The sequence below is a fragment of the Exiguobacterium sp. s166 genome (assembly GCF_018618855.1).
Lineage (GTDB): Bacteria > Bacillota > Bacilli > Exiguobacteriales > Exiguobacteriaceae > Exiguobacterium_A.
Genome location: NZ_JACSMU010000009.1, coordinates 37,077 through 54,458, shown reverse-complemented (window position 1 = coordinate 54,458; position 17,382 = coordinate 37,077). Strand labels below are relative to the sequence as shown.

Here is a 17,382-nt window from a genome sequence, read left to right as displayed (position 1 = left end):
GCGCTCGACTTGCATGTATTAGGCACGCCGCCAGCGTTCGTCCTGAGCCAGGATCAAACTCTCCATAAAGTGTTTGACTTGCTCGTTGTTGTGACTAGATGTCACATTGACGAAGCTTGCGCTTCATTCATTTTTTGTATCCGAAGATACGTTTTTTGCCTCATCGTTCAGTTTTCAAAGTCCGATATGTCGTTTGACGACTTTTAAATCTTACAGTAAAGTATTAACTGGTGTCAATAACTTTTTTCGTAAGTTTTTTTCGTTTTCGACGTGTCCGTGTGGCGTGTGCCTCAGCGACATGTATTAATATATCAACTCTTGTTTTTTTCGTCAACTGTTTTTCTAAAAAAATATTAAAAAAAGACGGACGCCGCTCTGACCGGATCAAACGGTAGAACGGCGCCCTTTCTTTTACGCTCTTTTGCCAGACGCAGCATTAGCTGAATTTGGTTTTTCTTGCAGTCGATGCAACATCAGAATTTGATAGGCGTTACAAACGAGTAATGTGGCAAGCGCTGCCCACAACATTCGCTTGTCTTGTGTCGCCTGGAGAGCTGGCACCCATTCAATCAACGTGATGACTGTCATCAAAAAGAGTGTCGGCACGAATGCCGTGAAGTTTGTCTCGCGTGCTTTCGTCCGAGCGACAAAAAATGCGATGAGCAATAAGACAACCATCTCTCCAATATAGAGGTTCGTTTTTTCAAATCCGAAAGCAAGTCCCCGAAGATAGATCCCGTCGAATAACGCAAAGGCGATTAAGACGATTTGGACCCGGTCCCATAGCTTAGCTCCCCGGAAAATATCAAGTCCGACCCGGTGGAGGATCAGATACGAAAAGAATCCCATCAAACTGATAGCTGTCCATGTACTGCTGTAGGCCAAGGCCGTGACATATCCGCTGATCGATTGGTTACGGACATATCCTGGTTCAGCGACCAGGTTAAACACGAAGCCGGCGAGCGTTCCGATCAGGAGCGTCATCCAAAACAGCTTCAAAAATCCTCTAGTCTTCATTCATTATCCCTCTACTTTTTCGATGACACGCGCTGCGAGTTCATTATAGTGTGTTTCAAATGGATGGTCGTCACGATAAATCGACGGTGCAAAGTCCGTGTCATTTGCATACGGCTGTCCAAGTGGAATCTTAGCTAGAATATCTGTTTTTAACGCTTCTGACAACTTCTCTCCGCCGCCTGAACCAAACACATACTCTTTTTCGCCGGTTACCTTGCTCTCGAAATAGGCCATATTCTCAATGATTCCGAGCAAACGATGATTTGTTTTGATTGCCATTGCCCCTGCACGTGCAGCAACGAATGCCGCAGTTGCATGCGGTGTCGTGACGATCAGTTCCTGACAGCTCGGTAACATCGAATGAATATCGAGTGCTACGTCGCCTGTGCCCGGCGGTAAATCAAGCAGTAAATAATCCAGTTCGCCCCACTCGACGTCAGAGAAGAAGTTGTTTAACATCTTTCCGAGCATCGGACCACGCCAGATGACAGGTGCATTGTCTTCGACGAAGAAGCCCATCGAGATGACTTTCACACCGAATCGTTCAGGTGGAACAATCCGGTCGTTGACGACAGTCGGACGGGTTTCGATCCCCATCATGTCAGGTACACTGAATCCGTAGATATCCGCGTCAATCAATCCGACTTTTTTTCCTGCCCGGGCGAGCGCAACTGCCAAGTTGACGGAAACCGTCGATTTTCCGACGCCGCCTTTACCGGAAGCAATCGCGATGAATGTCGTGCCCGACTCCGGTTTAAGAATCGATGGTGTCGTCGCAGCCTGGATCCCGTGGTCACCGAGCGCCTCGAAACGTAAGCCGACCGTCTTGAATCCTTTTTCTTTCAACTCTTTGACAATCTGTTGCTGTAAGGCAAGCTGTTCGCCGGATCCTGCCTGCGCCAGTGCGATTTTGAGACTGACATAGTCTCCTTTGATTCGCACATCACGAATCCCGTTCGTATCTGTAAGCGAGCGTTCAATCGTCGGATCGATCAATTGCCCGACCACCTCGCGAATTTCTTGTTCATTCAACATAGTGCCTTCCCCCTGAGAACGTTCGATTTAATCCATTTCAGTATAACAAAAATAAGATAGCGCTTGCACATTTCGACTCGGAAAGCATGACATTTCCTTGAAGACTCGTAAGGAAGCTACCCGAAAGATGAAAAAAAGAGATCCTCCTCTTCACAACTGCAAAAAGGGAACCTCTACATGGTTAAAACATCCGATTCCATGTTGCGGGTCCGACGACACCATCGACCGCTAATCCTTGACGTGCTTGATAGGCACGTACTTTATCGACGGTCTCCGCATCAAAACGTTTCGTGACAGTTGCCTTGACTGCCCGCTGAATCCGTTCGATGTCCCGACTGTTCATATTGACCGCTCCTTTATAGAGCGGTTGTCCCGGATAAGGTACTAAGACATCCGTTGTCGTTTTGTTCAGCTCAAAGTGCGGGTAGTCTTTAAATCCACTCCAGTCTCCGCCCCAGGAGAAACCTTGCCGCTTCATCGCCTGGACGATTTGCTGAAAGTTGGCATCGGTATTAAAGATGGCTTCCGTCCCGTCCATGGAGTATTGAAACAGATCAACGGCAATCCCCCGGTTATGATTCGATTGTCCCCCACGGGCGTTCGTCACAATCGCGCCCGGAGTTGTCCGTCCTTGTGCATACAACTTCTCCTGCTCGGCGTAGGACCGGAATCCTTGCGCCACCCCGACATAAATGCCTTTGACATGAAGTTCACGGATGACTTGTCGTGTCTTTCGGGCAACTTCCGGTGAAAGTCCCGGAACATTCAGTTTCTGGTTGGCCCGTTCTATTAACCAACTGACTGATACAGTCATCGTTCACCACACTCCTTTGTAGACTGTTCCCGAAAACGGATTGCAGTATACTTGACGAAGGCTTGTTTCACTCATTATTCGGAAAAAGGAGTTTTTTGATGAAAAAAAATTTCGTCTTCGCGGGCGGCTTGACCGTTCTCTTACATATCGGTTATGCGATCTACTTTTATACAGTGCATGAAGCGAACGCGACTTATCAGCCACCCTTCCTAAAAATAGCACCGTGCTAAGTCAGGATACGTCCTTCGTCGGGAAAGTCGGTTCACAAACAGAGTCCGATCCCAGCTCTTTTTTTCAGGACCTGTTCTTGTGGAGCATCCCGCTGACCTTCATTAGTTTGATGGTACTTCTATTCTTCATTCAAAACATACAACGTCGTACATCTTGAACAATAGACCGCTTTTGACCATTTCCGGTCGAGAAGCGGTTTTTTAACAAAAAAAATCTCCCACCCGTAAGGATGAGAGATAAAACGATTAACGTTTTGAGAACTGAGGTGCACGACGTGCTGCTTTAAGACCGTATTTTTTACGTTCTTTCATACGAGCATCGCGTGTGAGGAAACCTTTAGCTTTAAGTGTGCCACGGAAGTCTGGATCCGCTTGAAGAAGAGCACGTGAGATACCGTGACGGATTGCGCCTGCTTGACCAGTGAAGCCGCCGCCTTTAACCGTTACCATGATATCGTATTTGCCTTCTGTTTCTGTGAGTACAAGTGGTTCTTTTGCAGTCATGATTAATGTTTCATAACCGAAGTATTCGCTGATATCGCGCCCGTTAACTGTGACTTTACCGTCTCCAGCAACGAGGAAAACGCGAGCTGCCGCGTGTTTACGGCGACCAGTGCCGTAGTAACGTACATCTGCCATCGTGTAGTTCCTCCTAAATTCGTATTAACCGCGAAGTTCGTAAACTTCTGGTTGTTGTGCTTCTTGCTTATGAGTATCTCCAGCGTAAACGTGGAGTTTGTTGAACATTTGACGACCGAGGCTACCTTTTGGAAGCATCCCTTTGATCGCGAGTTCAAGCATACGCTCAGGTTTGTTAGCGAGTAAGTCGCGTGCGACAGTCTGCTTCAAGCCGCCTGGATGACCAGAGTGACGGTAGTAGACCTTTTTGTCGAGTTTGTTACCAGTTAAAACGATTTTCTCAACGTTGATGAGGATAACGTGATCCCCACAGTCAACGTGTGGTGTGAACGTAGGTTTGTGCTTACCGCGGAGAAGTGAAGCCACTTCGCTCGAAAGACGACCGAGTGTTTTGCCTTCTGCGTCGATAAGGAGCCATTTGCGTTCTACATCAGTAGCTTTCGCCATGAAAGTTGTGCGCATGTAAAATACCTCCTAAGGAATTTAAAAATTTCTTTTTTGATTTTTCATTTATTCACTGTTTGAATCTATCAGAATCTTAGGTGTACGGGGCTAAGATTGTGGTTTCATAATAAATGAAATGCCAATAAACATTGTATGTTTTTTAGCGGCTAATGTCAAATGCCTTTTTTAGACTCTGGGTAGAAAACTTCCCAAAGGTATAACCCGTGCGGTGGTGCCGTCACACCAGCGACGTTTCGATCCTTCGCTTCGAGCATTCGTTTGATGTCTTCCGGAGTAAATCGACCGCGTCCGACATCAAGCAACGTGCCGACCATGATCCGAATCTGATTGTAGAGAAAACCGCTTCCCTGAAAACGGAAAATCAACTCTGCTCCTTGTTCAATCAGTTCCGCTTCATAAATCGTCCGAACACGATTGTCCGTCTCTGTCTTCGCGACACAGAACGAACTGAAGTCATGAGTCCCGACTAAATGCGCTAATCCCAGACGAATTTGCGCAACATCGAGTGAATACGGAATCAAGACGGATTGATGACGTCGAAACGCATCTTCCGTCCGGCGCACGAAGTACCGATACTCTTTCCCTACTACATCATACCTTGCTTCGAAGTCAGAAGCGACCTCTTTACAGTCACGAACCCGAATATCGTCCGGTAATAACGTATTTAGGGCCTTCACCATGCTTGCGGGTGCAATCGCCAGCTCCGTATCAAAATGAATGACCTGCCCCTGTGCGTGCACACGTGCATCTGTACGTCCGGAACCGATCACCTTGACCGGGTGCTTATGCATCCGTTCAAGCGTCTTCTCGAGGACTTCCTGAATCGTCAGACCGTTCGGTTGTACTTGATACCCGGAATAGTCCGTCCCGTCATACTGAATCGTACATTTAAAGCGTCGCATCAAAAGCCTCCCCGTAAATAGACCAGAAGCAGTCCGAGGACGATCAGAAGGACGATCAGCCCCGTATCGCGACCTGTCCATTTCGACTCACGGAGTCGTGTCCGTCCTTCGCCGCCCCGGTACCCCCGGGCTTCCATTGCCGTCGCAAGATCTTCTGCCCGTTTAAACGCCGAGATGAAGAGTGGAATCAGCAAAGGAATGATGGCCCGCAGGCGTTCTTTGATCGGACCCGCCGATAAATCGACACCGCGTGCCTGCTGTGCCTTCATGATCTTTTCCGTCTCTTCTGCCAATGTCGGCAGGAAACGAAGTGAAATGGACAACATCAAGGCAATCTCGTGCGTCGGGACACGGACGACTTTAAATGGTTTTAGTAACAACTCAATCGCATCCGTCAGTTCGATCGGTGACGTCGTCAACGTGACGAGTGTCGTAATCGATACCAAATAAAAGAACCGGAGCGATACGATGATGGCAAGGCGCAATCCTTCTTCATAAATCTTGAACCAGCCGAATTCAAACAAAATGGCCCCTTCACGCGTAAACAACAGCTGAATGATAAACGTAAAGACGATTAAGAATAAGATCGGTCGCAGCCCCTTCAAGACGTAACGGATCGGTAATTTACTACTAGCTAACGCCGAAAACGTAAACAGCAGTAAAAAAATATTCGTTGCCGCATTATTGGCTAAAAAGACAAGGGGAATGAAACAAAAGGCAAAAATGATTTTCGCGACGGCCGACGAACGATGTAAATACGACGTCCCTGGTATATGTTGTCCTACGATCATCGTCCGTCCCCCCGTACACGTAAAATCCATTCAATCAATTCCGCTTCCGTCTGAAGCGACGGACGTGGTTGCTTTAATTGATCGGCCATCTTCCAGGCAAACGCCAGAACGTGGGGTAGATCGAGATGGAATTGACGCAGTAACGTTTCTTGACGGAATAGACCCATTGGTTCTCCATCATATGCGACTTGTCCCTCTTCCATGACGACGACCCGGTTCGTATACTCAAGCACCTGGTCCATATCATGCGTAATCAACAACAAGGTCATCCCGGATTGTGCATGCAACTCAGCAAAGAGAGAAAGCATCTGCTTTCGTCCTTGCGGATCGAGTCCTGCTGTTGGTTCATCGACGATCAACACGTCTGGTTGACTAGCGAGTACGCCAGCAATCGCAACACGCCTCATTTGCCCACCAGACAGGTCAAACGGAGAACGTGACCAAAAGACTTCATCGAGTCCGACGGTACGTAAGGCGTCTTTCGCTAACCGTTCTGCCTCTGCCGGTGCGTGACCAAAGTTCATCGGACCAAACATGACATCTTTCAAGACGGTTTCTTCGAACAATTGATATTCCGGATACTGAAAGACAAGACCAACCCGTTTACGGAGCGCTTTTAAATCTTGTTTTCGTTTTGGTTCGATGATGATGTCATCGACCTGTACCTTACCGGCAGTTGGTTTCAACAAGCCGTTGATATGTTGGACGAGCGTGGATTTCCCGGAACCGGTATGCCCCACAAACGCAACAAGCGCCCCTGACGGAATCTCAAGATTCACATCACGCAGCGCGACTCGTTCAAACGGACTATTGAGTTGGTACGTATAGTTCAATTCCTGGATTAAGATTGGCATAAGCGGTTCACCAAGTCTCTTTCATCTAGTATCGTGTCCTCATAAGTAAGACCACGTGCCGAAAGTTGTTCCTGCACCCGGACGACAAATGGAACATCTAGTCCAATCTGCTCAAGAAACGCGGATTGTGCAAACACCTCTTGCGGTGTGCCTTCTAAAACGATTTGCCCCGCATCCATGACAATGACACGACTGGCCCGTAAGACTTCATCGAGTTCATGTGTAATGGCAACGACGGCCATCGGGTGTTGCTCATATAATTCCTGGACGGTCGACATAACCTCAGTTCGTGCAATCGGATCAAGCATCGATGTCGCTTCATCGAGCACGAGAACATCAGGGCGCATCGCAAGCGCCGAGGCGATTGCGACACGCTGCTTCTGTCCGCCGGATAGTTGATGGGGTTCCCGATCAACAAAATCCGTAAGGCCAACGCGCGCTAGACTGTCGTCGATACGACGAACCATTTCCTCGCGTGGCACACCCCAGTTTTCAAGGGCAAATGCCACGTCGTCGCGCACGGTCGTGCCAACGAATTGATTATCCGGATTTTGAAAGACGATACCGATTGCGCGGCGCATCTCCCATAGTTGCTCCGGTACTGCACTCGAGAATGTCTCGTTGACAGTGACCGTTCCTTCTTCAGGAAGCAACAATCCGTTAAACAGCTTCGTCAGCGTTGATTTTCCAGAGCCGTTGTGTCCAACGATCGCGACCCATTCCTGCGAATGAATCGAAAGAGAGACATTCCGTAAGGCTGGTTGTTCTTGTTCAGGGTAACGGTATGTCACCTGTTCCAACTCAATCAGCTTTGTCATGTCTGCTCCTCCTTCATCAAATCAAAATAATTTCATTTGTAACAAAAGGGCAGAAGCGAGTTACGCACTGCCCTTTTATTCGAATCATTTAAAAATTAAACGAGTTCGATAATGACCATTTCTGCGCCGTCACCACGACGTGGTCCCATTTTCATGATGCGTGTGTAACCACCTTGACGCTCAGCAAAACGTGGAGCAACATCAGCAAATAATTTTTGGATTGCATCTTGTGTTTTACCAGCTTCGTTTTGACCAGCAGCTTCGCGACGAACGAACGATGCAACTTGACGACGAGCGTGGAGATCACCGCGTTTACCTAAAGTGATGAGTTTCTCAACGACTGGACGAAGTTCCTTCGCTTTTTGTTCTGTAGTTTGGATACGCTCATTGATGATGAGATCAGTCGCAAGGTCACGCAAAAGTGCCTTACGTTGTGAGCTTGTACGGCCTAATTTCGAGTATGCCATGGATGGATTCCCTCCTTCGTGCAATTAATAGTTTTAGTCTTCTTTACGTAAGCCCAGTCCGAGTTCATCGAGTTTCGCTTGAACTTCTTCGAGTGATTTACGTCCGAGGTTACGAACTTTCATCATCTCGTCTTCGCTCTTGTTCGCGAGTTCTTGAACCGTATTGATGCCGGCACGTTTCAAACAGTTGTACGAACGAACTGAAAGATCGAGTTCTTCGATCGTCATTTCAAGTACTTTTTCTTTCTGATCCTCTTCCTTTTCGACCATGATTTCGGCATGGAGCGCTTCGTCCGTAAGACCAACAAAGATGTTTAAGTGTTCTGTCATGATTTTTGCACCGAGTGACACTGCTTCTTCAGGGCGGATTGAACCGTCCGTCCAAACATCAAGCGTCAACTTATCGAAGCTCGCATCTTGACCAACACGTGTTTTTTCAACTTGATAGTTTACACGTTGAATTGGCGTGTAAATCGAATCAATTGGAATGACGCCGATTGGCATATCGTCCCGTTTGTTATCTTCAGCCTGAACGTAACCACGGCCACGACGAGCTGTCAGACGCATATGAAGTGATGCACCTTCTGCAAGTGTTGCGATGTGGAGTTCCGGGTTGAGGATTTCGACGTCGCTGTCATGCGTAATGTTCGCAGCAGTAACAACGCCGGCGCCTTGAATATCGATCTCAAGTGTTTTCTCTTCTTCCGAGTAAACTTTGAGGGCGAGTTTTTTAAGGTTCAAGATGATTTGGGTAACGTCTTCTACAACGCCATCAATCGTCGAGAACTCATGAAGAACGCCATCGATTTGGACTGCAGTGACTGCAGCACCCGGAAGTGAAGATAATAGGATACGACGCAATGAGTTACCAAGCGTTGTACCGAATCCACGTTCAAGCGGTTCTACCACGAATTTACCAAACGTAGCGTTATCGCTTAATTCGACCGTTTCAATCTTCGGCTTTTCGATTTCGATCATCTGAACCCCTCCTTGAATATCGTCATGTTGGCCATCGCGTTCAATCGCCAACCGTCTTGTGTACGTTTCTACTGCCTTGCTTGGTCAAACGATCAACGAAAGTCTACTCGAATTCCCGCTTTGCAGTACAAGACGGGTTACACGCGACGACGTTTTGGAGGGCGGCAACCGTTGTGTGGAACTGGAGTTACGTCACGGATCGCTGTTACTTCAAGACCGATTGCTTGGAGCGCACGGATTGCAGCTTCACGACCTGCACCAGGACCTTTAACGTTAACTTCTACAGTACGCATACCGTTATCCATTGCTGTTTTCGCAGCAGTTTCAGAAGCGAGTTGCGCAGCAAATGGAGTTGATTTACGTGAGCCTTTGAAGCCCATGTTACCTGCAGTTGCCCAAGAGATTGCATTCCCTTGCATGTCAGTGATCGTAACGATTGTGTTGTTGAATGTTGAACGGATATGCACGATACCAGATTCAATATTCTTTTTGACTTTACGTTTACTACGAACATTCTGTTTACGTTTTGCCATCTTAGTTTACCCTCCCTTACTTCTTCTTGTTCGCTACTGTACGGCGTGGGCCTTTACGAGTACGCGAGTTGTTTTTAGTGTTTTGACCACGAACTGGAAGACCACGACGGTGACGAACACCACGGTAGCAACCGATTTCGATCAAACGTTTGATGTTGAGTGAGATTTCACGACGAAGGTCACCCTCAACTTTTACTTTATCTAATCCATCACGGAGTTGGTTGAGTTGTTCTTCAGTCAATTCACGAGTACGAGTATCTTCAGAGATACCAGCTTCTTTCAAGACTTTCTGAGCAGTTGTTTTACCAACACCATAGATGTAAGTGAGTGAGATAACGATGCGTTTCTCACGTGGAATATCTACACCAGCAATACGTGCCATGTGTGCACCTCCTTGTTTATTACCCTTGTTTTTGTTTATGCTTAGGGTTTTCGCAAATAACCATTACTTTGCCTTTACGGCGGATAACTTTACATTTTTCACAGATCGGTTTAACCGAAGGTCTTACTTTCATTGTGAATACCTCCTCCTGAAAAAATCGGAGTTTTTATTTGAAACGGTATGTGATCCGTCCGCGAGTCAAGTCGTATGGTGACAACTCAACCGTTACTTTATCTCCTGGTAGGATCCGAATGAAGTGCATCCGAATTTTTCCTGAGACGTGCGCGAGGACCGTGTGGCCGTTTTCTAACTCCACCTTAAACATCGCGTTTGGAAGCGGTTCGATAACCGTACCTTCCACTTCGATTACATCTTGTTTCGCCATCAATTATACCCCTTTCTCTATAAAGTTGATTGGGAGCCCAGACGATTTGTAGCGCTTAGGGGCTTTCTACAGTAGCCGTGAGAGAATCATCGGTCACAAACACGAGTGGATAGCGGCTTATAGAAAGGTGACACCAATAACGCGCACAGCTCACTCTGCATCGACCGTTAAGATCTCGTAGCCTTCGTCTGTGATGGCGATGGTGTGCTCAAAGTGGGCGCACATGCTACCGTCCACTGTCACTACCGTCCAATTGTCGGATAGCGTGCGAACATAGCGTTTTCCAACATTGACCATTGGCTCAATCGCCAAAGTCATGCCGGTTTTCAGGCGCGGCCCTTTCCCCGGTGGTCCATAATGTGGAATTTGCGGATCTTCATGCAAATTTTGTCCCACGCCGTGGCCCACATATTCGCGGACTACAGAAAAATTCGCTGCTTCAACATGTGACTGAATCGCATGCGAAATATCTGTCAGGTGCACGCCAGCTTTGGCGCGCTCCAATCCTTTATACAGAGATTCTTCAGTTACGTCAAGTAACCGCTTCGTCTCTTCAGAGATTGTACCTACCGGATATGTCCAGGCTGAATCTCCGTGATATCCGTTATACTCCGCCCCGATATCAATCGAGATGATGTCTCCATCGTGGAGTACGCGGTCACCCGGAATACCATGGACAAGTTCTTCATTTACTGAAGCACAGATGCTGCCAGTAAACCCATTATAACCTTTAAACGATGGTGTTGCCCCTTGACTTCGAATATAACGTTCAGCAATCGCATCGAGTTGCCCCGTTGTGATCCCTGGACGAATATGAGCTTGCAGCTCCTTATGCGTCCGGGCGACGATTTGTCCTGCCTGACGCATGATGTCGATTTCACGCGGCGCTTTCGTAATGATCATTACTGATCACCAAGAAGTGCTTGAACATCGGAATAAACTTCATTAATCGGACGATCACCGTCCAAATTACGAAGATACCCTTTTTCAGCGTAAAAGTCAATCAAAGGTTGCGCTTGAGCGACGTTGACTTCAAGACGACGGCGAACCGTTTCTTCTTGATCATCTTCACGTTGAACAAGTGCTGATCCGTCGATATCACAGACACCCTCCACTTTTGGCGGGTTATAGATGACGTGATATGTTGCTCCACATGTCGGGCAAATCCGGCGGCCTGTCAAACGAGGGACAAGTTTCTCCGGGTTCACACCGATGTGAACGACATGATCAATTTGTTTATTTAGATCCGCAAGCAATACTTCAAGAGCATCCGCTTGTTTCACTGTGCGTGGGAAACCGTCAAGAAGAAAACCATTTGCACAGTCTTCTTTGGCGAGACGTTCACGTACGATGCCGATTGTGACTTCATCCGGAACGAGTTCCCCTTTATCCATGTACGATTTCGCTTCCTGCCCGAGCGGTGTTTGATCTTTGATCGCCGCGCGGAACATGTCGCCTGTCGAGATGTGTGGAATGGCGTAGTCTTCGATAATTTTCGCAGCCTGCGTCCCTTTTCCAGCACCCGGCAAGCCCATCAATACAAGATTCATGTCGGTAGCCTCCACTTCTATAGACTCTATAGACACAACAGAAAGGAAAGGGATGGTCCCCTTCCTCCCGCCTTATCGGATAAAGCCTTTGTAGTGTCGTTTAACCAGTTGACTTTCAATCTGTTTCATCGTCTCAAGACCTACACCGATGACAATCAACAAACTTGTTCCACCAATCTGCACCGAGTTCGGTAAACCAGCGAACTTAATAAAGAACGTTGGCGTCACCGCGATGACAGCGAGGAAGAGTGAGCCGAAGAATGTCAGACGGTACAGGATCTTCGTGATGTACTGTTCCGTTTGCTTACCAGGACGAATACCAGGAATGTATCCGCCTTGTTTTTGAAGGTTCTCTGCCATTTGTTCCGGATTAACCTGAACAAATGTATAGAAGTAAGAAAACGCGATAATCAGTGCCACATAGATCGACATACCGATTGGACTCGTATAGTCGAAAATGTCACGGATTTTCGTCGCATTTTCCGGACTTGCAAAGAAACTTGCAACCGTTGGTGGCGTCACCATGAAAGATACAGCGAAGATAACTGGGATAACACCAGCAGCATTCAGTTTAATCGGCAAGTGTGTCGATTGACCGCCTACTGGTGCACGGTTCACCGTACGCTTAGCGTACTGAATCGGAATCTTACGGGCAGCTTGCTGCACATAGATGACTCCGACGATGACCGCGATGATGATTAAAAGCAACAGTACGATATAAAGCACATTGACAAACAAAGCATCCCCTGCATTTTGGAGCTTTGTTTCATAGATCTGACGGAACGCGTTCGGGAAGCCTGCGACAATCCCAGCGAAGATGATCATTGATATCCCGTTACCAATGCCCTTCTCCGTGATGAGTTCACCGAGGAACATCAAGAATGCGGTACCCGCCGTCAAAACAAGTGCAATCATAACGTACGTCCAGGTGCCGTATTGCTCATCGACAAGACCTGGGTAGATACGGTTAAATCCAAGCGCGATTCCAAACGCTTGGACTAAGCCGAGTACGATCGTTCCATAGCGCGTTACCGTTGCTAACTTCTTACGGCCCGCCTCTCCTTGTTTTGCCCATTCGGCAAACTTTGGAACAACGTCCATCTGTAAGAGTTGGACAACGATCGAGGCCGTGATATACGGCATGATTCCCATCGCAAAGAGTGAGAAATTCTGCAAAGCATTCCCGCCGAAGGAATTCAAGAAACCAAGAATACCATTCTGGTCAATCTTGAATACTTCAGTGTTTACCATTGGGACCGGGATATGTGCTCCGATACGGAACACGATAATCAGAGCCAGGGTAAAGAGAATGCGCCGACGAATGTCGGCTACGCGCCACATATTGGAGATCGCTTGAAACATTAGATCACCTCAACCGTACCGCCGGCAGCTTCGATCGCTTGCTTCGCAGCTTCGGAGAACTTGTGAGCTTTTACTGTCAGTTTCTTTTCAATCTTACCGTTAGAAAGGATCTTCACGCCATCCTTCATACCTTTGACTGCGCGAGTCTCGATAAGAAGTTCTGGTGTTACTTCCGTTCCATCTTCAAAACGGTTAAGTGTGTCAAGGTTGATAACCGCGAACTCTTTACGAGTCGGGTTGTTGAAGCCGCGTTTTGGTAAACGACGGAAAAGTGGGTTTTGTCCACCTTCGAAACCTGGACGAACACCACCGCCTGAACGAGCTTTTTGACCTTTGTGACCACGGCCAGAAGTCTTACCGTTACCAGAAGACATACCGCGACCTACACGGTTGCGTTCTGAACGTGAACCAGCAGCTGGTTTCAATTCATGGAGTTTCATAGTGGGGCACCTCCTCATAAAATTATATCAAACGTATTACTCTTGAATTTCTTTAACTGTCAATAAGTGTGACACGTGGTTAATCATCCCACGCATAGCAGCGTTGTCAGGTACGACAACAGTTTGGTGCATCTTACGGAGACCAAGCGTACGAGTAGTAACGCGTTGGTTCTCCGGACGACCGATCATGCTGCGTGTGAGGGTAACTGCGAGTTTCGCCATCTGTATTCCCTCCCTTTCTTAACCGCGAAGTTCTTCGACGGTTTTACCGCGGAGTTTCGCAACGTCTTCAGCACGTTTAAGTGAAGTGAGACCTTTAACAGTCGCACGAACCATGTTGATTGGAGTGCTTGATCCAAGTGATTTCGAAAGAATGTCGTTGATTCCCGCTAATTCGAGAACCGCACGAACTGGGCCACCAGCGATGACTCCAGTACCTTCAGAAGCAGGTTTCAAGAAGACGTGACCTGCACCGAAAATTCCGTTGATTTCGTGTGGAATTGTAGTGTTAACGATTGGAACGTTAACCATGTTTTTCTTTGCATCTTCGATTGCTTTACGGATCGCTTCAGGCACTTCCTGAGCTTTACCCGTACCGAAACCTACGTGACCATTCTTGTCACCTACGACGACGAGTGCAGCAAAACGGAAGCGACGGCCACCTTTTACTACTTTCGCGACGCGGTTTACAGTAACAACGCGTTCTTCGAGTTGATCCATGTTAATTTCTAACTGGCGCATGTAGAGGTTCCCTCCTTTTCTTTTAGAATTTGAGACCAGCTTCACGAGCTGCTTCAGCTACTGCTTTGATACGTCCATGATAGAGATATCCTCCACGGTCGAAAACGACTGTTTCAATACCTTTTTCAAGAGCGCGTTCAGCTGCAAGCTTACCAACTGCTGATGCAGCGTCAGTCGTGTTGCCTTTTTCAAGGTCGAGTGATGATGCAGATGCGAGTGTTGCATGTGTTGCATCGTCAATGACTTGTACGTAAATGTTCTTGTTCGAACGGAATACATTCAAGCGTGGACGAGCTGCAGTCCCGATGATTGTACGACGTACACGACCATGACGCTTTTTACGCGTAGCATTTTTGTTTGCCTTTGAGATCATTTATGCCACTCCTTTCCGGTCAATTCGTATCAACGAATTACTTACCTGTTTTACCTTCTTTACGACGAACGACTTCATCACTGTAACGAATCCCTTTACCTTTGTACGGCTCAGGCTGACGGTACGAACGGATCAATGCAGCAACGTGTCCAACACGCTCTTTGTTGATTCCGCGGACGATGATTTGCGTATTCGTAGGAACTTCGACTTCAATGCCTTGTTCCGGAGTGTACTCGATTGGGTGTGAATAACCGAGGTTGAGTACGATTTTGTTACCTTGTTTTTGAGCACGGTAACCAACACCTTGGATATCGAGTGTCTTAGCGAAACCGTTGTTTACACCTTCGACCATGTTCGCGATAAGCGCACGAGTCGTTCCGTGGATTGTACGGTTAGCTTTCTCGTCGTTTGGACGAGTGACAGTCAATTCATTACCTTCTACGTTGATAGCCATAGTCGGGTTGAACTCACGTGTGAGTTCACCTTTAGGACCTTTTACCGTAACTGTGCTGTTTTCAACTGTTACTGTAACGCCTGCTGGGATAACGACCGGCTTTTTACCAATACGTGACATTTAAGACACCTCCGTTCTTTTTATGCGTGAATTACCAGATGTATGCGATCACTTCGCCGCCGACTTTTTGTTGGCGAGCTTCTTTGTCTGTCATAACACCTTTAGATGTTGAAACGATAGCGATTCCGAGACCACCGAGTACTTTCGGGATTTCATCAGCTTTCGCGTAAACGCGAAGACCTGGTTTCGAGATACGTTTGAGTCCAGTGATGACGCGTTCGTTGCTTGCGCCGTACTTAAGGAATACGCGGAGCGTACCTTGTTTGCTGTCCTCGAGATATTCAACATCGCGGATGAAACCTTCACGTTTGAGGATTTCAGCGACTTCACGTTTGATTGTAGAAGCTGGCATTTCCAACTTCTCATGGCGAACCATGTTTGCATTACGAATGCGTGTAAGCATATCTGCAATCGGATCTGTCATAACCATGCGATGTACCTCCTTTCACAACTTTAATGAATTACCAGCTTGCTTTTTTAACACCAGGGATTTGACCTTTATGAGCAAGATCACGGAACTTAATACGGCTGATACCGAATTTACCAATGTAACCGTGTGGACGGCCAGTGATACTGCAACGGTTGTGTAAACGAACCGCTGAAGAGTTACGTGGGAGTTTGCTCAAGCCGATGTAGTCGCCTTGTGCTTTCAATTCTGCGCGTTGTTCAGCGTAGCGCTCTACGAGTGCTTGGCGTTTTACTTCACGTGCGATCATTGATTTCTTAGCCATGTGTGCGGCCTCCCTTATTTTTGGAATGGCATGCCGAGTGCTGTGAGAAGCTCACGTGACTCTTCATCCGTATTAGCAGTTGTAACGATAACGATGTCCATACCACGGACTTTAGATACGCGATCGTAGTCGATCTCTGGGAAGATCAATTGTTCCTTCACGCCTAGCGTGTAGTTACCACGGCCATCGAATGATTTCTTCGATACACCACGGAAGTCACGTACACGTGGAAGTGACACGTTGATCAACTTGTCGAGGAACTCATACATGCGCTCTCCACGAAGTGTTACCTTCGCGCCGATTGGCATACCTTCACGAAGTTTGAAACCAGCGATTGATTTCTTAGCTTTCGTGATGAGTGGCTTCTGACCAGTGAGGAGCTGAAGCTCTTCGACTGCCATGTCAAGTGCTTTCGTGTTCGTAACAGCGTCACCAACACCCATGTTGATTACGATCTTATCGACTTTCGGCGCTTGCATTACAGAAGTATAGTTGAATTTCTCCATCATTACTTTGACGATTTCGTCTTGGTATTTAGCTTTTAAACGGTTCATCAGAAAGTGGACCTCCTTTCTTTAAATCTTCTTATTTATCTAAAGCTTCGCCCGATTTTTTAGCGATACGTACTTTCTTGCCGTCAACCACAGTGAAACCAACGCGTGTTGGGTTTCCTGTCTTAGGGTCGATGAGCATAACGTTCGATACGTGAATCGGTGCTTCTTTCTCGACAATTCCGCCTTGCGGGTTGAGTTGAGAAGGTTTTGAGTGTTTTTTGATCATGTTAACGCCTTCGACGATAATGCGATCTTTTTTAGGCATAGCAGTAAGGACAACACCTTGTTTGCCTTTATCTTTACCAGTCATAACCTGAACTTTATCACCTTTTTTGACATGCATCGTTAGAGCACCTCCTTGTAGGAATTCTTTGGAATTAAAGTACTTCCGGTGCCAACGAGACGATCTTCATGAAGTCTTTTTCACGAAGTTCGCGTGCGACTGGTCCGAAGATACGTGTGCCACGTGGGCTTTTATCATCTTTGATGATGACTGCTGCATTTTCGTCAAAACGGATGTACGAACCGTCTTTACGACGAACACCACGTTTAGTACGAACGACTACTGCGCGTACAACTTCACCTTTTTTGACAACGCCACCTGGTGTTGCTTGTTTAACTGTGCAAACAATTACGTCACCGATGTTAGCAGTTTTGCGACCAGATCCACCGAGGACTTTGATCGTCAAGACTTCACGAGCTCCTGAGTTGTCTGCTACTTTCAAGCGAGATTCTTGTTGAATCATA

General features: G+C 47.2%; 29 protein-coding genes and 1 rRNA gene. 1 reads left to right on the top strand and 29 read right to left on the bottom strand.

Annotated features, from left to right (window positions below; genetic code table 11):
• From KNP93_RS14885 to KNP93_RS14870, 4 genes are all read right to left on the bottom strand, one after another.
• Positions 1 to 69, bottom strand: a 16S ribosomal RNA gene (locus KNP93_RS14885); the annotation flags it as partial.
• Between the two features lie 342 nt (positions 70 to 411).
• Complete coding sequence (locus tag KNP93_RS14880; protein ID WP_026826929.1) at positions 412 to 1,017, bottom strand: KinB-signaling pathway activation protein; 606 nt, start codon at positions 1,015 to 1,017, stop codon at positions 412 to 414.
• Between the two features lie 3 nt (positions 1,018 to 1,020).
• Positions 1,021 to 2,052 (bottom strand): P-loop NTPase, encoded by a 1,032-nt coding sequence (locus KNP93_RS14875; protein WP_131504442.1) that lies wholly within the window; start codon positions 2,050 to 2,052, stop codon positions 1,021 to 1,023.
• 181 nt (positions 2,053 to 2,233) lie between these two features.
• Positions 2,234 to 2,866 carry a M15 family metallopeptidase gene (locus tag KNP93_RS14870; protein ID WP_131504441.1) on the bottom strand — a complete coding sequence of 211 codons (633 nt, stop codon included), beginning with the start codon at positions 2,864 to 2,866 and terminating at the stop codon, positions 2,234 to 2,236.
• Between the two features lie 98 nt (positions 2,867 to 2,964).
• On the opposite strand from KNP93_RS14870, the gene KNP93_RS15810 reads away from it, so the two are divergent.
• Positions 2,965 to 3,096 carry a hypothetical protein gene (locus KNP93_RS15810; protein WP_256442218.1) on the top strand — a complete coding sequence of 44 codons (132 nt, stop codon included), beginning with the start codon at positions 2,965 to 2,967 and terminating at the stop codon, positions 3,094 to 3,096.
• A gap of 246 nt (positions 3,097 to 3,342) precedes the next feature.
• Here KNP93_RS15810 and rpsI read toward each other — a convergent pair whose 3' ends face one another.
• From rpsI to rplN, 25 genes are all read right to left on the bottom strand, one after another.
• On the bottom strand, positions 3,343 to 3,735 hold the full coding sequence (gene rpsI, locus KNP93_RS14860) for a 30S ribosomal protein S9 (protein ID WP_012369042.1): 393 nt from the start codon (positions 3,733 to 3,735) through the stop codon (positions 3,343 to 3,345).
• Positions 3,736 to 3,759: 24 nt separating this feature from the next.
• On the bottom strand, positions 3,760 to 4,197 hold the full coding sequence (gene rplM / locus KNP93_RS14855) for a 50S ribosomal protein L13 (RefSeq protein ID WP_012369041.1): 438 nt from the start codon (positions 4,195 to 4,197) through the stop codon (positions 3,760 to 3,762).
• Positions 4,198 to 4,352: 155 nt separating this feature from the next.
• Positions 4,353 to 5,102, bottom strand: coding sequence for a tRNA pseudouridine(38-40) synthase TruA (gene truA / locus KNP93_RS14850; protein WP_214855947.1), 750 nt, complete (start codon positions 5,100 to 5,102; stop codon positions 4,353 to 4,355).
• A complete protein-coding gene (locus KNP93_RS14845; RefSeq protein WP_214855944.1) occupies positions 5,102 to 5,893 on the bottom strand; it encodes an energy-coupling factor transporter transmembrane component T family protein in 792 nt (263 codons plus the stop codon). Before KNP93_RS14845 ends, truA begins: the two co-directional genes overlap by 1 nt.
• The gene (locus KNP93_RS14840; protein ID WP_214855941.1) at positions 5,890 to 6,747 is read right to left on the bottom strand and encodes an energy-coupling factor transporter ATPase; all 858 of its coding nucleotides are present in this window, start codon (positions 6,745 to 6,747) and stop codon (positions 5,890 to 5,892) included. Before KNP93_RS14840 ends, KNP93_RS14845 begins: the two co-directional genes overlap by 4 nt.
• Positions 6,735 to 7,565, bottom strand: coding sequence for an energy-coupling factor ABC transporter ATP-binding protein (locus tag KNP93_RS14835; RefSeq protein WP_026826922.1), 831 nt, complete (start codon positions 7,563 to 7,565; stop codon positions 6,735 to 6,737). The genes KNP93_RS14840 and KNP93_RS14835 overlap by 13 nt, the downstream gene beginning before the upstream one ends.
• Positions 7,566 to 7,660: 95 nt before the next feature.
• Positions 7,661 to 8,032, bottom strand: a complete 372-nt coding sequence (rplQ, locus tag KNP93_RS14830) for a 50S ribosomal protein L17 (protein WP_012369036.1) — start codon at positions 8,030 to 8,032, stop codon at positions 7,661 to 7,663.
• 33 nt (positions 8,033 to 8,065) lie between these two features.
• Complete coding sequence (locus tag KNP93_RS14825) at positions 8,066 to 9,010, bottom strand: DNA-directed RNA polymerase subunit alpha (protein WP_012369035.1); 945 nt, start codon at positions 9,008 to 9,010, stop codon at positions 8,066 to 8,068.
• 137 nt (positions 9,011 to 9,147) lie between these two features.
• Entirely contained in the window at positions 9,148 to 9,543 is a 396-nt protein-coding gene (rpsK, locus tag KNP93_RS14820; RefSeq protein WP_012369034.1) for a 30S ribosomal protein S11, read from the bottom strand.
• Positions 9,544 to 9,559: 16 nt separating this feature from the next.
• Positions 9,560 to 9,925, bottom strand: a complete 366-nt coding sequence (rpsM, locus tag KNP93_RS14815) for a 30S ribosomal protein S13 (protein WP_012369033.1) — start codon at positions 9,923 to 9,925, stop codon at positions 9,560 to 9,562.
• A gap of 19 nt (positions 9,926 to 9,944) precedes the next feature.
• Positions 9,945 to 10,058: a 50S ribosomal protein L36 gene (gene rpmJ, locus KNP93_RS14810; RefSeq protein WP_003156543.1), complete on the bottom strand. Its 114-nt coding sequence runs from the start codon at positions 10,056 to 10,058 to the stop codon at positions 9,945 to 9,947.
• 33 nt (positions 10,059 to 10,091) lie between these two features.
• Entirely contained in the window at positions 10,092 to 10,310 is a 219-nt protein-coding gene (gene infA, locus KNP93_RS14805) for a translation initiation factor IF-1 (RefSeq protein WP_012369032.1), read from the bottom strand.
• Between the two features lie 150 nt (positions 10,311 to 10,460).
• A complete protein-coding gene (gene map, locus KNP93_RS14800) occupies positions 10,461 to 11,213 on the bottom strand; it encodes a type I methionyl aminopeptidase (RefSeq protein WP_114597367.1) in 753 nt (250 codons plus the stop codon).
• Positions 11,213 to 11,860 carry an adenylate kinase gene (locus KNP93_RS14795; RefSeq protein WP_026826920.1) on the bottom strand — a complete coding sequence of 216 codons (648 nt, stop codon included), beginning with the start codon at positions 11,858 to 11,860 and terminating at the stop codon, positions 11,213 to 11,215. The genes map and KNP93_RS14795 overlap by 1 nt, the downstream gene beginning before the upstream one ends.
• A 72-nt stretch (positions 11,861 to 11,932) precedes the next feature.
• On the bottom strand, positions 11,933 to 13,222 hold the full coding sequence (gene secY, locus KNP93_RS14790) for a preprotein translocase subunit SecY (protein ID WP_012369029.1): 1,290 nt from the start codon (positions 13,220 to 13,222) through the stop codon (positions 11,933 to 11,935).
• Positions 13,222 to 13,662 carry a 50S ribosomal protein L15 gene (rplO, locus tag KNP93_RS14785; RefSeq protein ID WP_012369028.1) on the bottom strand — a complete coding sequence of 147 codons (441 nt, stop codon included), beginning with the start codon at positions 13,660 to 13,662 and terminating at the stop codon, positions 13,222 to 13,224. Before rplO ends, secY begins: the two co-directional genes overlap by 1 nt.
• Before the next feature lie 36 nt (positions 13,663 to 13,698).
• Complete coding sequence (gene rpmD / locus KNP93_RS14780; RefSeq protein ID WP_012369027.1) at positions 13,699 to 13,884, bottom strand: 50S ribosomal protein L30; 186 nt, start codon at positions 13,882 to 13,884, stop codon at positions 13,699 to 13,701.
• 18 nt (positions 13,885 to 13,902) lie between these two features.
• The gene (gene rpsE, locus KNP93_RS14775) at positions 13,903 to 14,403 is read right to left on the bottom strand and encodes a 30S ribosomal protein S5 (RefSeq protein WP_012369026.1); all 501 of its coding nucleotides are present in this window, start codon (positions 14,401 to 14,403) and stop codon (positions 13,903 to 13,905) included.
• Positions 14,404 to 14,425: 22 nt separating this feature from the next.
• Positions 14,426 to 14,776 (bottom strand): 50S ribosomal protein L18, encoded by a 351-nt coding sequence (gene rplR / locus KNP93_RS14770; protein WP_012369025.1) that lies wholly within the window; start codon positions 14,774 to 14,776, stop codon positions 14,426 to 14,428.
• Positions 14,777 to 14,813: 37 nt separating this feature from the next.
• On the bottom strand, positions 14,814 to 15,350 hold the full coding sequence (gene rplF / locus KNP93_RS14765) for a 50S ribosomal protein L6 (protein ID WP_026826919.1): 537 nt from the start codon (positions 15,348 to 15,350) through the stop codon (positions 14,814 to 14,816).
• Between the two features lie 31 nt (positions 15,351 to 15,381).
• The gene (gene rpsH / locus KNP93_RS14760) at positions 15,382 to 15,780 is read right to left on the bottom strand and encodes a 30S ribosomal protein S8 (RefSeq protein ID WP_012369023.1); all 399 of its coding nucleotides are present in this window, start codon (positions 15,778 to 15,780) and stop codon (positions 15,382 to 15,384) included.
• A 31-nt stretch (positions 15,781 to 15,811) separates the two neighbouring features.
• On the bottom strand, positions 15,812 to 16,081 hold the full coding sequence (gene rpsN, locus KNP93_RS14755) for a 30S ribosomal protein S14 (RefSeq protein ID WP_012369022.1): 270 nt from the start codon (positions 16,079 to 16,081) through the stop codon (positions 15,812 to 15,814).
• Between the two features lie 14 nt (positions 16,082 to 16,095).
• Positions 16,096 to 16,635: a 50S ribosomal protein L5 gene (rplE, locus tag KNP93_RS14750; protein WP_012369021.1), complete on the bottom strand. Its 540-nt coding sequence runs from the start codon at positions 16,633 to 16,635 to the stop codon at positions 16,096 to 16,098.
• Between the two features lie 31 nt (positions 16,636 to 16,666).
• A complete protein-coding gene (gene rplX / locus KNP93_RS14745; RefSeq protein WP_014969156.1) occupies positions 16,667 to 16,978 on the bottom strand; it encodes a 50S ribosomal protein L24 in 312 nt (103 codons plus the stop codon).
• 34 nt (positions 16,979 to 17,012) lie between these two features.
• On the bottom strand, positions 17,013 to 17,381 hold the full coding sequence (rplN, locus tag KNP93_RS14740) for a 50S ribosomal protein L14 (RefSeq protein ID WP_012369019.1): 369 nt from the start codon (positions 17,379 to 17,381) through the stop codon (positions 17,013 to 17,015).
• Position 17,382: the final 1 nt, after the last annotated feature.